Raw genomic sequence first — 14030 nt, forward strand, 5'->3', positions numbered from 1 at the left:
CCATGACAGAAAAAATTGCTCCCATCGAACAACTTAAAATAGACAGTAACTACTTGCGCGGTACCATTCAACAAGGATTAGCTGACCCAATCACCGGCGCCATTAGCGAAGACGACAATAAGCTGTTGAAATTTCACGGCAGCTATCAACAAGATGATCGCGATGTCCGCGAGGAACGTCGTAAGCAAAAACTAGAACCTGCCTATAGTTTTATGATTCGCGCACGCTTAGCTGGCGGAGTGATCACACCCACACAATGGCTAGCTTTTGATAAAATTGCCACCGACTGGGCGCAATTTGGACTACGTATCACCACGCGTCAAACCTTCCAATGGCACGGAGTACGCAAGCCTCATCTGAAACTCTCCTTACGTGCTATTACCGATGCCCTAGCCAGCACAATTGCCGCTTGTGGCGATGTCAACCGCCAAGTGGTCAGTGCCAGCAACCCCTTACTATCCGAGCACCATGCGTTGGTGCAATATTGGGCCGAGCAAATTTCAGATGCTTTCTTGCCCAAAACCAATGCCTACGCCGAAATCTGGTTAGACGGAGAAAAAGTCGACGCGCTCACACAAGGCGATGAAGTCGAACCTATTTACGGCAAAACTTATTTGCCACGTAAATTTAAAATAGGCATCGCCGTTCCTCCACTCAATGACGTGGATGTCTTTGCCCAAGATATAGGCCTAATCGCCATCATCGAGCAAGACAACCTGGTGGGCTTTAATGTGGCCATAGGAGGCGGCATGGGCGCCACCCATGGGGACGATACTACTTACCCCAGACTAGGCAGCGTGATTGGCTTTACCACCCCCGAGAATGTGTTAGCCGTGGCACAAGCCATCATTACGACACAGCGCGATCACGGCAATCGCCAAGAGCGACGCTATGCCCGTTTAAAATACACGGTGGACACCATGGGCGTCGAAAGCTTCAAAGCTGAAGTTGAACGTCGTAGCGGCGTTTTTCTCAGCGCGCCACGTCATTACCGGTTTGAACAAAACGGCGATCGTTTCGGTTGGGTAAAAGCGGCCAACGGCCGTTGGCACCTAGGCTTGCGCATCGACTCCGGTAGGCTCATGGATACCGCCCAAGGTAGTTGGTTAAGTGGCATGCGTGCCATTGCACAGATTCACCAAGGTCATTTCCGCCTGACGTGTAATCAAAACCTGATCATTGCCGATGTTGCCACCCGCGATAAAGCCAAAATCGATGAGCTGGTCGCCCAGCATCAACTTGATGGATACCAAACACAAAGTGGCATTCGCAGCACCACCATTGCTTGTGTTGCCTTACCTACCTGTGGCCTAGCGATGGCAGAAAGTGAGCGCTACGCCCCAGTGATACTACCCAAACTAGAACACTTACTGGCGCAGCACGGACTGACCAATGAGCGTATTGTATTTCGTATTTCTGGCTGCCCCAACGGTTGCTCACGCCCTTACCTAGGTGAAATTGCTTTAGTCGGCCGTGCTCTAGGTCGCTATGACTTGCGCTTGGGCGCCAACTTCACGGGCGAGCGACTCAACGTCATTTACAAGCAAAATATTGCCGAGGAGGAAATCCTTAGCACATTGAACGAGTTATTCTCCCGCTTTGCGAAAGATAGAGTAGATCAGGAACATTTTGGCGACTTCCTCGTCCGTCACGAAGTGATCGCTCAACCGACTCAAAAGCTTATTCCCCTCGTCTTGCAATCAGCGTGATCATGCAATTATTTCCTCTGTTTGCAAACGTAAAAGATAAGGCCGTACTCGTTGTAGGCGGCGGTGACATTGCCGAACGTAAAGTGCGTTTAGTAATGGCTGCAGGTGCCCGTGTCACGGTGCTTGCGCCACACTGCGTGGATACATTGCACACGCTAGCTCAACAAGGGAAAATTGAGCTGGTTAACGATCACTACCATGCTCGCTATATCAACGATAAATGGTTAATTATCGCTGCCACGGACAAGCGCCCCGTTAATCAAGTCATCGCCACCGATGCCCTAGCACAACGCATACTCGTTAATGTGGTTGATGATCCTGAACTCTCTAGCTTCCAAGTACCTGCTATCGTAGATCGCTCCCCGTTAATTATTGCCATCTCCTCTAGCGGCGCAGCGCCGATGATTGCCCGCCGAGTACGCGAACAACTCGAAACGCTGTTTGACCATTCTTTGGGTAAGCTGACACAACTGGCAGAGCGCTATCGGCAGCAGATACGCACACAACAACAGAACATGGGTAGCCGTCGACGCTTTTATGACTGGTTAGTCGATGGGCCTGTGGGCCAGTCCCTACGTCAACAACACCCAGCCAAAGCCGAGGAACTACTCTTGCAGGCACTAGAGCAGCCGTCTGCACCGCCGCCTACGGGTAAGGTCATTTTAGTCGGTGCAGGCCCAGGAGACCCTGGCCTCTTAACCCTACACGCGCTGCGGGCCCTGAATCGCGCCGATGTCATCCTCTATGACAGGCTGGTTTCTCAGGAAATTCTAACGCTCGCCCGCCGTGATGCGATCCAAATTAACGTTGGCAAAGAACTGGGCGGCCCGCACCACACGACCCAACAGAGTATTCATGAGCTGATGGTAGAGCACGCATTAGCAGGGAAAACCGTGATCCGGCTCAAGGGGGGCGACGGCTTTATTTTTGGGCGTGGAGGCGAAGAGTTACAGTACCTGCAACGACACGGCGTCGATTATGAGGTCGTACCCGGCATCACCGCGGCCTTAGCCTGCGCAGCCTATTCCGGTATACCTCTTACCCATCGCGACCATGCTCAATCCGTTCAGTTTGTCACCGCTCACCGCAAAGAGGACTCCAGCATTTCAGAATGGCAAGCCTTGTGCGAACCTAGCCAAACCCTAGTGGTATACATGGGTTTAAAACAGTTAGGTAGTCTGTGCTCCCAGCTACAACAGTACGGCCGCGCGGTAGATACGCCCTGCGCGCTGATCGAAAATGGCTCTCGCTCGACGCAACGTACCTTAGTTGCGCGATTAAACACTATTTATGAATACGGAATCACGCATCAATTTAATGCGCCCTCGTTGCTGATTATTGGCCCCGTGGCCGCTTTAGCACGCGAACTCCACTGGTATGGGGAAATGATTGATCACTATAATCCGTCGACTATAAAAAATGGCTGCACCGAAACGATGCAGCCACTTAATGCTAGGTAAATGCCGCGCCCTTAGGCAGCATCAATAAAACGTCAGGCCACGCAATCAACGTAATAACGCATTTGACCTGTTTCATCCGGCAGCTCAACAAAGCCATGAATATCGCCACCGAAACCTGGGCAAAGCAAATTGAGCTCACGCGAGAACTTCAAGTAATCAACAATGCTACGGTTAAACACCTCGCCAGGTATCAATAAAGGAATACCGGGCGGATAAGGAGTAATCAAGCTAGTAGTAATACGGCCTTCTAGGTGATCAATCTCTACCCGCTCTGTTTGGCGCCGAGCAATACACGCATAGGCGTCACTCGGTTTCATGGCCGGGATTGCTTCCGTTAAGTACATCTCGGTCGTCAAGCGTGCAATATCGTGTTTTGCATACAGGGTATGGACATGCTGGCACAGGTCTTGCAGGCCCCACTCCTCATAGATGGGATATTTGCGGCAGAAATCAGGCAGTAAACGCCATAACGGCGTATTGCGGGCATAATCATCTTTAAACTGCTGCAAAGCCGTTAACAAGGAGTTCCAGCGGCCTTTGGTAATCCCAATGGTAAACATAATGAAGAAACTGTACAGGCCAGTTTTTTCAATAATGACTCCATGCTCTGCCAAAAACTTCGCCACAATAGGGGCGGGAATTCCATGCTCGGCAAAATGCCCCTGCATATCTAGGCCGGGTGTCATGATGGTGGCTTTAATGGGGTCGAGCATATTGAAACCATCAGCCAAAGGCCCAAAGCCGTGCCACTGATCGTCATCGTCTGCTTGACGGAAAATCCAATTATCAGGCGCACCTACTCCTTCAGGCTCAATCTGTTGAGGCCCCCAAAGCTCGAACCACCAGTCATCGTCCACATACTGCTCGCCGACCTGACGCATAGCGCGTCGAAAATCCAAGGCTTCAAGTATGCTTTCTTCGACCAGCGTGCGTCCCCCGGGTGGCTCCATCATGGCAGCTGCCACGTCGCAACTCGCAATAATGGCATACTGTGGCGAAGTCGACATATGCATCAGATACGCTTCGTTAAATAGATAGCGATCCAATTTAGTCGTACCAGAGTCTTGTACAAGAATATGACTGGCTTGACTCAAACCGGCCAGCAACTTATGAGTGGACTGCGTGGAAAACACGAGCGATTGTGTGGGCCGAGGACGCTTCTTACCCATGGCATGAAAACTGCCATAAAACGGGTGAAATGCCGCATGCGGAATCCAAGCCTCATCGAAATGCAGCACATCCACATAACCATCTAACGCTTCTTTAATCACCTGTGTGTCGTACATCACGCCATCATAGGTAGACTGCGTTAATACCAACACTTTGGGCTTGATCTCATCCACATTACGATCGGTCAGCAAAGGATGATTTCTCATTTTTTCTTTGATCGTTTCGGGCGAGAACTCATCCCGAGGAATGGGGCCAATAATTCCTAGATGGTTGCGTGTGGGGCGCAGGAAAACAGGAATTGCCCCCGTTAACACGATACTGTGCAAGATCGATTTATGGCAGTTTCTATCCACTACCACTACATCACCTGGAGCTACAGCATGCTGCCACACAATCTTGTTGCTAGTGCTCGTGCCATTAGTGACAAAAAAACAATGATCAGCGTTAAAGATACGGGCGGCATTGCGCTCGCTAGCACCTATGGCACCACTATGGTCCAATAACTGCCCAAGCTCTTCTACCGAGTTGCAAACGTCTGCACGCAGCATATTTTCACCAAAAAACTGGTGAAAAACCTGCCCTACGGGGCTTTTTAAAAAGGCAACGCCACCTGAGTGCCCAGGACAATGCCAGGAATACGATCCATCTTCGGCATACTCTAACAAAGCATTTAAAAACGGAGGACGAATACCGCTAAGATAATTTTTAGCCTCACGAATTAAGTGTCTAGCGACAAACTCAGGCGTGTCCTCAAACATGTGAATAACGCCGTGCAAGCCCCGCAAAATATCATTCGGGATATGCCTAGCTGTTTTGGTTTCGCCATACACATAAATCGGCACATCGAGGTTACGCCTGCGTACCTCAGCGATAAAGGTACGAATATTATGCAGTGCTGGGGCGGTTTCTGTATCCGCCGTAAACTCTTCATCATCAATAGATAAAATAAAAGCACTAGCGCGACTCTGTTGTTGCGCGAACTGGCTCAAATCATGATAGCTCGTAACACCAAGTACATCAAACCCCTCGGCCCTTATGGCCTCAGCTAACGCACGGATACCGAGTCCCGACGTATTTTCGGAACGAAAATCCTCATCAATGATGACGATGGGAAAATGAAATTGCATGTGCCAAATCCTGTATAAAAACTTGGTTCGGTATGGGGGAGGCATAAGCCTGCAAAATGCGCTCTTGAGGCAAGCCACGCAGCTTGCACTGTACTATGTTCCGGCTTATGTTTTGTATGACCTAGGACAACATTGATAAAACGTGTCTTTTATGCAAATACTGCCATAACACTATACAAGCGAAATTTTAATGTTAAATGAAAAACAAAAAGGCCATCTCTTGTTACCAAGAGTTGGCCTTTCTTTACCATACTAGATGGCAAACCCGTCGATCCTAGACTACAGACCTGCGGGTTTCTGTGGACTTAGATCACACGTGCTGCTTCAATCAGACGCACAGCAGTCCAAGACTTGCTGCGGCTGAGTGGACGGCATTCGGCGATTTCCACTGTATCGCCTTCATTGTACTGATTGGTCTCATCGTGCGCTTTATACTTGTTAGAGCGAACAATAATTTTGCCATACAACGGATGTTTAACACGACGCTCAACCAGAACGACGATAGTTTTATCCATTTTGTTGCTGACAACTTGACCAATTAGGGTACGTTGGCGCTTTGCTGTGACTTGAGTTTGAGTATCGCTCATCTTACTTTCCTGCGTTCTCAGCCATGACTGTACGTACGCGAGCAATGTCACGACGTACCTGGCCCATTTGGCTGGTGTTGGAAAGCTGTTGAGTTGCACGCTGCATGCGCAGGTTAAATTGTGCTTTCAACAGGCTCTCGAGCTCTTTTTGCAGCTCGGCGGCATCTTTGTTGCGGAGTTCGCTGGCTTTCATAGAATCTCCTTAAGCACCGATCTGACGCGTTACGAACGTCGTCGAGATAGGCAGCTTGGCAGCGGCCAGACGAAATGCTTCGCGCGCCAGTTCTTCACTGACACCTTCCATTTCGTACAACACTTTGCCCGGTTGAATTTCAGCGACCCAAAACTCTGGATTCCCTTTACCACTACCCATACGTACCTCTGCAGGTTTCTGGGAGATGGGTTTGTCTGGGAAAATGCGGATCCAGATGCGGCCACCACGTTTAATGTGACGGTTAATAGCACGACGAGCAGCCTCAATCTGACGGGCTGTCAGGCGACCACGGCCAGTAGCTTTTAAGCCAAACTCGCCAAAGGAAACCTGAGCACCGCGTGTGGCAAGACCGGTATTACGGCCTTTATGCTCTTTGCGATACTTTCTGCGTGAAGGTTGCAACATGATTATTCTCCATCAGACGCTTGTGTAGCACCAGCGTCTTTACGAGCACCACGGCCACGACCACCTGGACGACGACCTTCCGGACGTTCGCCACGTGGACGACGAGGACGGCGCTCTTCAGGGACTACTGGCTCAGGTGGCATTTCGCCGTTAGGCAACATATCACCTTTGTAGACCCAAACCTTGATACCGATAATCCCGTAAGTTGTGTGAGCTTCGGATGTACCGTAATCGATGTTGGCACGTAATGTATGTAGGGGCACGCGACCTTCGCGATACCACTCAGTACGGGCAATTTCGATACCGTTCAAACGGCCAGAACTTTGGATTTTGATACCCTGAGCACCCAAACGCATTGCGTTCTGCATCGCACGCTTCATGGCGCGACGGAACATAATACGCTTTTCCAATTGCTGGGCAATGGAGTCGGCGATCAATTGTGCATCAGTTTCAGGTTTGCGGATTTCTTCGATGTTGACGTGCACAGGCACGCCCAACAAGCGTTGCAAATCAGCTTTCAGGCTTTCGATATCCTCACCACGCTTACCGATCACTACACCAGGACGAGCCGAGTAAATAGTGATACGTGCATTCTTGGCTGGGCGCTCGATAACTACGCGACCAACAGAAGCATTTTTCAGTTTGCGCTTCAGATATTCACGAACACGAATGTCGTCAGCCAACATCGTACCGAATTCTTTGCCGTCGGCGTACCAACGGGAGCTCCAGTTACGGTTGACCGCGAGGCGGAACCCAATCGGGTGGATTTTCTGTCCCATTGTGACTCCTTAAGCGCCGACTTTAACCACAATGTGGCAAGCCTGCTTCTCGATACGGTTGCCGCGACCTTTGGCTCGTGCGGAAAAACGCTTGAGCGATTGTGCTTTATCCACAAAAATTGTGGTTACGCGCAATTCATCAATGTCAGCACCATCATTATGCTCGGCGTTTGCAATTGCAGACTCCAGCGCTTTTTTGATGATACCAGCGGCCTTCTTTTGGGTGAAAGTCAACGTATCTAGGGCTTGAGCCACAGACTTGCCGCGAATAAGATCTGCGACCAGTCGTGCCTTCTGAGCCGAAATACGGACTCCACGAATCGTTGCTGTAGTTTCCATCACTTATCTCCGGGACTTTTTATCCGCGGCGTGACCCTTAAACGTACGAGTCAACGCGAACTCACCGAGCTTGTGGCCAACCATGTTCTCGTTTATGTAAACAGGAATATGTTGACGGCCATTGTGCACAGCAATCGTCAGCCCAATAAACTCGGGCAGGATGGTAGAACGGCGCGACCAGGTTTTGATCGGCCTTTTATCGTTGCCCGCGATAGAAGCATCAATCTTACGGATTAGATGCTCATCGACGAATGGGCCTTTTTTGATCGAACGTGACATGTGTTCGCCCCTTACTTACGCTTACGGCGCGAGACAATCATATTGTCTGTGCGCTTGTTACGGCGGGTACGATAGCCCTTCGCAGGAGTACCCCACGGACTAACTGGCTCGCGACCTTCCCCTGTACGGCCCTCACCACCACCATGCGGGTGATCGATCGGGTTCATTGCCACACCGCGTACGGTAGGACGAATACCACGCCAACGTACAGCACCGGCCTTACCGATCTGACGCAAGCTGTGATCTTGGTTGCCTACTTCGCCAATGGTGGCACGGCAGTCGATATGTACGCGACGAACTTCGCCAGAGCGCAAACGCACCTGAGCATAAGTTCCTTCACGCGCCAGCAATACTACTGCAGCACCCGCAGAACGGGCCATCTGAGCACCTTTGCCAGGCAGCATTTCGACACAGTGAATGGTTGCACCCACAGGAATGTTACGGATAGGCAGTGTGTTACCGGCACGGATAGGAGCATCCTGACCCGAAATAACGGTTGCACCGACTTCCAAACCACGAGGAGCAATAATATAACGACGCTCACCATCTGCGTAGCAAATCAAGGCGATGTGCGCGCTACGGTTTGGATCGTATTCTAAGCGCTCAACTTTGGCAGGAATGCCATCCTTGTTGCGACGGAAGTCTACGATACGGTAGTGGCTTTTATGTCCACCGCCACGATGACGTACCGTGATGTGACCATTATGGTTACGACCGGCTGTGCGGGATTTTTTCTCCAGCAGTGCAGCAAACGGTTCGCCCTTATGTAGTTCGCTATGAACTACTTTGACCATGCCACGGCGTCCTGGCGAGGTAGGTTTGACTTTTACCAGTGCCATATTAGTTCACCTCAGAAAAGTCGAGTTCCTGACCAGCCTTGAGCGAGACATAAGCCTTACGCACATTACGGCGACGACCAATAAAACGGCCAAAGCGCTTCTCTTTACCAGCCTGATTCAGTACTTGCACGGAATCAACTTCGACCTTGAACAACTGTTCTACAGCTGCTTTGATCTCGGCTTTGGTTGCGTCAGGAGCAACACGGAAAGCGATTTGCTGATTTTTTTCAGCAACCATCGTAGCTTTTTCAGTCACGATGGGAGCCAGGATAATTTGCAATAGACGTTCGGCGTTCATCCCAACATCTCCTCGAGCTGAGCGATAGCCGATTTAGTGACCAACACTTTCTTGTAGTGAATCAAGGAAAGTGGATCGGCATAACGCGGTTCAATCACGGCAACGTGCGGCAAGTTGCGCGTAGCGAGGTACACGTTCTCGTCGAGTGCGTCGGTAATGATTAAAACGGACTCTTCCATACCCAAGTCTTTCAGCTTATTGGCTGCTAGACGTGTTTTAGGAGCTTCCAGTTCGAATGTATCAACCACCAACAAACGATCATCACGGACCAACTGGGACAGAATGGCACTGATACCAGCGCGGTACATTTTTCTGTTGACCTTATGGCTGTAATTCTCTTCGCCAGTGTTTGGGAAAGCACGGCCACCCCCACGCCATAAAGGCGAGGACGTCATACCAGCACGAGCACGGCCTGTGCCCTTTTGGCGCCAAGGCTTTTTCGTACTATGCTTAACCGTAGCACGTGTTTTCTGCTGACTATTTGCGCTACGAGAGTTCGCTTGGTAGGCAACAACAATCTGGTGCACCAAAGCTTCGTTAAACTCGCGACCGAATACGGTATCGAGAGCATTAACGGTGGACTCTGTTTGACCATTGTTATTCAGGAGCTTAAGTTCCATGAGTTATGCTCCTTTCTTAACAGCAGGACGCACGACGATATCAGCATTTTTGTGGCCAGGAACAGCGCCCTTGACCAACAATAAGCCACGCTCGGCGTCGACGCGAATAACGTCGAGATTTTGTACAGTGCGAGTCACATCACCCATATGGCCAGCCATTTTCTTACCTTTGAAAACGCGACCGGGATCTTGTGCCTGACCGATAGAACCAGGCACACGGTGAGAAAGCGAGTTACCGTGACTGGTACGCTGACCAGCAAAGTGGTGACGCTTAATGGTACCGGCAAAGCCTTTACCAATAGTCGTGCCTGTAACGTCTACTTTTTGTCCGGCTTCGAAAATGCTTTCAACAGCCACAACAGAACCTGCTGCCAAATCGGCAACGGCTGCTGGATCGAGACGGAATTCCTTCAGAATGCTACCGGCTTCTACGCCGGCTTTTGCATAGTGCCCTGCCTGGGGCTTGGTAACGCGTGATGCACGACGAGTGCCATAGGCAATCTGTACAGCGGCGTAACCGTCAACAGCGGGCGTCTTAACTTGTGTGATGCGATTATTGGACACGTCCAGCACAGTCACAGGAATGGACTCGCCATCCTCAGTGAATACACGGGTCATGCCAACTTTTCGCCCAACAAGCCCAAGCCGCCACGCGGCAGGCGTAGGTGTCGAGTTCGACATCATTTTCTCCATTTCCCAACTACGATTGGTCGGGGCAGAAATTAGAGAGCATCAAATACCACATTTAATGCTCAACTACCAATTAGCCAACTTTTTGGCTAAGCTAGTTAATATAACACGCCTAATCAAACCAGGGCAAACGAGTTTTTTTAAAAAATCGAGGGAAGCACCTGATTTACAACAAATTTATGGCTTGCTCAAGCAAACCTCACTGCACCGGTAAGCCCCTACCGGGTGGATCGTTGAACAAAGCGTGCTACGTACTCACTGACGGGGCGAGAGCGGATTTCTTCGGCGCTTCCACTTTGCTCTACCTTTCCATCACGTAAAATCACGATGTGCTGTCCTAGACGAAAGGCCTCATCAATATCGTGCGTCACAAATACAATGGTTTTTCTTAATTGTTTTTGTAGTGCGTACAACTCATCTTGCATTTCGGCACGTATTAACGGATCTAACGCAGAAAAAGCTTCGTCCATTAACAAAATAGGGGTATCTACCGCTAAAGCGCGCGCTAGGCCAACGCGTTGCTGCATTCCACCCGATAACTCGTCTGGATAGTTAGCACCATAGCTTTGCAAAGAAACGCGCTCTAGCCAGTGCTGGGCTTGTTCGCGCGCAGAGCGCTTATCCTCACCCCGCACTTCTAATCCGAAGGCAACGTTGTCAACAATGCTTAAGTGCGGAAATAAACCAAAGCCCTGAAATACCATGCTGACCTGATGCCTACGTAAGTGCCGCAAGGCCGCTGCATCCAGCTTTACTATATCTTGACCGTTGATCAAGATGGTACCAGCACTAGGATCGATAAGACGATTGATATGGCGCACCAAGGTGGATTTGCCAGACCCTGATAAACCCATCACGCACGATAGCTGTTGCGCAGGAAAGGTCGCGTTAATCCCAGCCAACCCTACAATTGTCCCTGTGGCCTGCTGGACACTTTGCTTGTCCTCGCCGGCTTGCAATCGCTCCAGAGCTTGAGCGGTTTGAACACCGAATATTTTATAGACGTCGCGCAACTCTATGTGGCCGGCGCCCTCCCTGTTAGCGTTGACGTCTACCGTACTAGGTGCTGATTCTTTCATCGTTTTAACCTTTGACGTTTACGCTTGGAGCGGCCATAAAACTGAGTAATCCTATCCATCACGATGGCCAACACAACAATTGCTAAACCGGCTTGTAAACCACGTCCCATGTCTTGGGTTTGAATACCCGCCAATACATCCTCCCCTAGGCCTTGCGCACCAATCATAGAAGCCACGACAACCATGGATAAAGCCATCATGGTGCTTTGATTAACACCCGCCATAATGCTGGGTCTAGCTAAGGGCAAGGTGACGCGAAACAGCTTTTGAGCGGGAGTGACGCCATACGACTGCGCTGCCTCTAACACCTGAGGGTCAACCTGCCGTAAACCTAGACTGGTCAAACGTATGAGCGGCGGCATAGCGTAAATGACCGTAGCCATCACGGCGGGTACTTTACCAAGCCCAAATAGCATGAGCACCGGTATCAGATATACAAAACCTGGCATAGTTTGCATTACGTCTAGGATGGGGTTCATGATGCGCCGCGCCCACCGACTGGAAGCTGATAATATCCCTAAGGGTAAACCGAACAACAAGGATAACAAGGTCGCGACAATCACCAAGGCAAAGGTCTGCATAAGCTTATCCCACAAGCCTAATGCCCCAATAAAGTAAAAAGCGGCGGCGGCCAACAGACTGGCGTACCAGAGGCGGCTAGCGTGCCATGTTAACGCAGCAATCAATGCCAACAAGGCCCAAGCAGGCACAGATTGCAACAGTCTTTCTAAGGGTAAAATAACCCCGTTTAACAGTGCAGCACTAAACTGGCTTAAGGGCGAACTGTAACGCTGCACCATCTGTTTGAGTTGACGATTGGTCCACGTAGAAAATGACCAGTCAGGAAAGAAATGGCTAACTGAAGAAGACGCTTCGGGACGCAAACCGTCTTGCACCGCTTTTGCCGCAGCAGGCGTTAACCAACCCATCCACTGCTCAGGATAAGCAAGTAAAAACTCTTGCACCAGTTGAGTTGCATCTTGCTCCTGCTCGCTCATGGCCAAGATAATTTTATTCATCTGCTCAGGGCTAAGTTGCACCTTACTAAACATCTCGAGTAAGTCAGGGTGCTTTTGTGCGAAGGCCGTAGACACCGCTACAGAAATTTTGGCACGTATAAAATCACTCTTGCAGGCTGGCATTTGCTTATCTAATAAACTCGCCCAACACTCAGGCTTAAAGGCGCCTGCCTCTAATCGAAGAAAATCATACTTCGCCATCAGACCAGCCGGTTGCCAGTAATAAAACAAAATCGGCTCGCGACGCTCATAGGCTGAGCTGATCGCCGCATCTAACGCTGCTCCGGTACCTGGGCTGAAATTATCGTAATAACGACTCAGGCCATACAGATCAAATAAGCGTGTATTAAATGTTTCGCACACCCAGCCCGTTGGACAATTATAAAAACGCCCCTGAGCAGGCTTATCCGGATTGGCAAATAGAGTACTGTAATGGCTAAGTTGAGCCACGGAGTGAAGATCGGGCGCCAAAGGCTTTAGCCCCCTTTCAGCGTCGCCGGTGATCACATACTTAGGTACGTACCACCCCTGCTCAGCGCCACCTTCTAATGTTTCCCCAACAATCTGAACCTGCCCCGCAGCGATGGCCTTTTCTATGATCTCTGTACGGCCCGACCACATCTCAGGAATAATCTGCAGATGGTCTTGCGCCAAGGCTGACTCTAAGGCCGCTGAGCTACCGGGCACTCGCTCTGTGCTACAGCCGTATCCATCACGCAATAAGCGCTCGTAAAGAACGGTGCTAAACTGCGCACTCTCCCAGGATAGATCGGCCAATCGTATTGGTTGGTTGACCTGACAACTAGAAGCATTCGCCGCCTGAACCATACTGGTCAGAATGACGAAAAGAACGGTTGCCAGCATGGGTATGGCTAATCTGAGCTTAGCGCATGACATGGCTATATTCACCCTTGGTATCCACCATAGATAAAAAAGCGTAACCCAGTCCATCGCTAAGGTCTAGCTAAGCATGTAAGCAAAAAAAACGCCATGTTAGTTAACATGGCGTTTTTCACAAACTTGCTTGCTTACCGCATTACTGTAGCGCGATTTCCACGTCTACACCTGCTGGTAAATCCAGACGCATCAGCGCATCAACTGTTTTATCAGTTGGATCAACAATGTCCATCAAACGCTGGTGTGTACGCATTTCGAACTGATCACGTGAAGTTTTGTTCACGTGCGGCGAACGAAGGATATCGAAACGACGGATGCGTGTAGGTAGTGGTACAGGACCACGTACAACGGCGCCCGTGCGCTTTGCTGTTTCCACGATTTCCGCAGCGGATTGATCGATCAATTTGTAATCGTACGCTTTCAGACGAATGCGAATTTTCTGGTTTTTCATGAGTATTCCTAAAGAACGAAAACGGCGAGGGGTTTCCCCCTCGCACAGGCTAAAGCGTATTACTTCAG

Annotated in this window: 16 protein-coding genes; 2 read left to right on the plus strand and 14 right to left on the minus strand. The window is 50.2% G+C overall.

Annotated features, from left to right (window positions below; translation table 11 throughout):
- The first annotated feature begins 2 nt into the window (after positions 1-2).
- On the plus strand, positions 3-1709 hold the full coding sequence (cysI, locus tag OSH01_RS13860; RefSeq protein WP_266124709.1) for an assimilatory sulfite reductase (NADPH) hemoprotein subunit: 1707 nt from the start codon (positions 3-5) through the stop codon (positions 1707-1709).
- Between the two features lie 2 nt (positions 1710-1711).
- Complete coding sequence (gene cysG / locus OSH01_RS13865) at positions 1712-3169, plus strand: siroheme synthase CysG (RefSeq protein WP_266124710.1); 1458 nt, start codon at positions 1712-1714, stop codon at positions 3167-3169.
- Positions 3170-3201: 32 nt separating this feature from the next.
- Here cysG and OSH01_RS13870 read toward each other — a convergent pair whose 3' ends face one another.
- The 14 genes from OSH01_RS13870 to rpsJ form a co-directional block, all read right to left on the minus strand.
- Positions 3202-5466: an arginine/lysine/ornithine decarboxylase gene (locus OSH01_RS13870; RefSeq protein WP_266124711.1), complete on the minus strand. Its 2265-nt coding sequence runs from the start codon at positions 5464-5466 to the stop codon at positions 3202-3204.
- Between the two features lie 305 nt (positions 5467-5771).
- Positions 5772-6053, minus strand: a complete 282-nt coding sequence (gene rpsQ, locus OSH01_RS13875) for a 30S ribosomal protein S17 (RefSeq protein WP_266124712.1) — start codon at positions 6051-6053, stop codon at positions 5772-5774.
- A 1-nt stretch (position 6054) separates the two neighbouring features.
- Positions 6055-6246, minus strand: a complete 192-nt coding sequence (rpmC, locus tag OSH01_RS13880) for a 50S ribosomal protein L29 (RefSeq protein WP_266124713.1) — start codon at positions 6244-6246, stop codon at positions 6055-6057.
- A 9-nt stretch (positions 6247-6255) separates the two neighbouring features.
- The gene (rplP, locus tag OSH01_RS13885) at positions 6256-6672 is read right to left on the minus strand and encodes a 50S ribosomal protein L16 (protein ID WP_266124714.1); all 417 of its coding nucleotides are present in this window, start codon (positions 6670-6672) and stop codon (positions 6256-6258) included.
- A 2-nt stretch (positions 6673-6674) separates the two neighbouring features.
- Complete coding sequence (gene rpsC / locus OSH01_RS13890) at positions 6675-7451, minus strand: 30S ribosomal protein S3 (RefSeq protein ID WP_266124715.1); 777 nt, start codon at positions 7449-7451, stop codon at positions 6675-6677.
- A 9-nt stretch (positions 7452-7460) separates the two neighbouring features.
- On the minus strand, positions 7461-7790 hold the full coding sequence (gene rplV, locus OSH01_RS13895; protein WP_266124716.1) for a 50S ribosomal protein L22: 330 nt from the start codon (positions 7788-7790) through the stop codon (positions 7461-7463).
- A 3-nt stretch (positions 7791-7793) separates the two neighbouring features.
- Entirely contained in the window at positions 7794-8069 is a 276-nt protein-coding gene (gene rpsS, locus OSH01_RS13900) for a 30S ribosomal protein S19 (RefSeq protein ID WP_266124717.1), read from the minus strand.
- A gap of 11 nt (positions 8070-8080) precedes the next feature.
- Positions 8081-8908 carry a 50S ribosomal protein L2 gene (gene rplB, locus OSH01_RS13905; RefSeq protein WP_266124718.1) on the minus strand — a complete coding sequence of 276 codons (828 nt, stop codon included), beginning with the start codon at positions 8906-8908 and terminating at the stop codon, positions 8081-8083.
- A 1-nt stretch (position 8909) separates the two neighbouring features.
- Positions 8910-9206 carry a 50S ribosomal protein L23 gene (rplW, locus tag OSH01_RS13910; protein WP_266124719.1) on the minus strand — a complete coding sequence of 99 codons (297 nt, stop codon included), beginning with the start codon at positions 9204-9206 and terminating at the stop codon, positions 8910-8912.
- The gene (gene rplD / locus OSH01_RS13915) at positions 9203-9826 is read right to left on the minus strand and encodes a 50S ribosomal protein L4 (protein ID WP_266124720.1); all 624 of its coding nucleotides are present in this window, start codon (positions 9824-9826) and stop codon (positions 9203-9205) included. Before rplD ends, rplW begins: the two co-directional genes overlap by 4 nt.
- 3 nt (positions 9827-9829) lie before the next feature.
- Complete coding sequence (gene rplC / locus OSH01_RS13920) at positions 9830-10507, minus strand: 50S ribosomal protein L3 (protein ID WP_266124721.1); 678 nt, start codon at positions 10505-10507, stop codon at positions 9830-9832.
- A gap of 227 nt (positions 10508-10734) precedes the next feature.
- On the minus strand, positions 10735-11595 hold the full coding sequence (locus OSH01_RS13925) for an ATP-binding cassette domain-containing protein (RefSeq protein WP_266124722.1): 861 nt from the start codon (positions 11593-11595) through the stop codon (positions 10735-10737).
- Positions 11592-13478, minus strand: a complete 1887-nt coding sequence (locus OSH01_RS16550; protein ID WP_266124723.1) for a glycine betaine ABC transporter substrate-binding protein — start codon at positions 13476-13478, stop codon at positions 11592-11594. The genes OSH01_RS13925 and OSH01_RS16550 overlap by 4 nt, the downstream gene beginning before the upstream one ends.
- A 172-nt stretch (positions 13479-13650) precedes the next feature.
- Positions 13651-13962: a 30S ribosomal protein S10 gene (rpsJ, locus tag OSH01_RS13935; protein ID WP_266124734.1), complete on the minus strand. Its 312-nt coding sequence runs from the start codon at positions 13960-13962 to the stop codon at positions 13651-13653.
- Positions 13963-14030: the final 68 nt, after the last annotated feature.

It is taken from the genome of Alcaligenes endophyticus, assembly GCF_026344035.1.
GTDB lineage: Bacteria > Pseudomonadota > Gammaproteobacteria > Burkholderiales > Burkholderiaceae_B > Alcaligenes > Alcaligenes endophyticus.

Bases quoted from the DNA above. Each gene is read 5' to 3' on its own strand.
- cysI (WP_266124709.1), top strand. From the start codon at position 3: ATGACAGAAAAAATTGCTCCCATCGAACAACTTAAAATAGACAGTAAC.
- cysG (WP_266124710.1), top strand. From the start codon at position 1,712: ATGCAATTATTTCCTCTGTTTGCAAACGTAAAAGATAAGGCCGTACTC.
- OSH01_RS13870 (WP_266124711.1), bottom strand. From the start codon at position 5,466: ATGCAATTTCATTTTCCCATCGTCATCATTGATGAGGATTTTCGTTCC.
- rpsQ (WP_266124712.1), bottom strand. From the start codon at position 6,053: ATGAGCGATACTCAAACTCAAGTCACAGCAAAGCGCCAACGTACCCTA.
- rpmC (WP_266124713.1), bottom strand. From the start codon at position 6,246: ATGAAAGCCAGCGAACTCCGCAACAAAGATGCCGCCGAGCTGCAAAAA.
- rplP (WP_266124714.1), bottom strand. From the start codon at position 6,672: ATGTTGCAACCTTCACGCAGAAAGTATCGCAAAGAGCATAAAGGCCGT.
- rpsC (WP_266124715.1), bottom strand. From the start codon at position 7,451: ATGGGACAGAAAATCCACCCGATTGGGTTCCGCCTCGCGGTCAACCGT.
- rplV (WP_266124716.1), bottom strand. From the start codon at position 7,790: ATGGAAACTACAGCAACGATTCGTGGAGTCCGTATTTCGGCTCAGAAG.
- rpsS (WP_266124717.1), bottom strand. From the start codon at position 8,069: ATGTCACGTTCGATCAAAAAAGGCCCATTCGTCGATGAGCATCTAATC.
- rplB (WP_266124718.1), bottom strand. From the start codon at position 8,908: ATGGCACTGGTAAAAGTCAAACCTACCTCGCCAGGACGCCGTGGCATG.
- rplW (WP_266124719.1), bottom strand. From the start codon at position 9,206: ATGAACGCCGAACGTCTATTGCAAATTATCCTGGCTCCCATCGTGACT.
- rplD (WP_266124720.1), bottom strand. From the start codon at position 9,826: ATGGAACTTAAGCTCCTGAATAACAATGGTCAAACAGAGTCCACCGTT.
- rplC (WP_266124721.1), bottom strand. From the start codon at position 10,507: ATGTCGAACTCGACACCTACGCCTGCCGCGTGGCGGCTTGGGCTTGTT.
- OSH01_RS13925 (WP_266124722.1), bottom strand. From the start codon at position 11,595: ATGAAAGAATCAGCACCTAGTACGGTAGACGTCAACGCTAACAGGGAG.
- OSH01_RS16550 (WP_266124723.1), bottom strand. From the start codon at position 13,478: ATGCTGGCAACCGTTCTTTTCGTCATTCTGACCAGTATGGTTCAGGCG.
- rpsJ (WP_266124734.1), bottom strand. From the start codon at position 13,962: ATGAAAAACCAGAAAATTCGCATTCGTCTGAAAGCGTACGATTACAAA.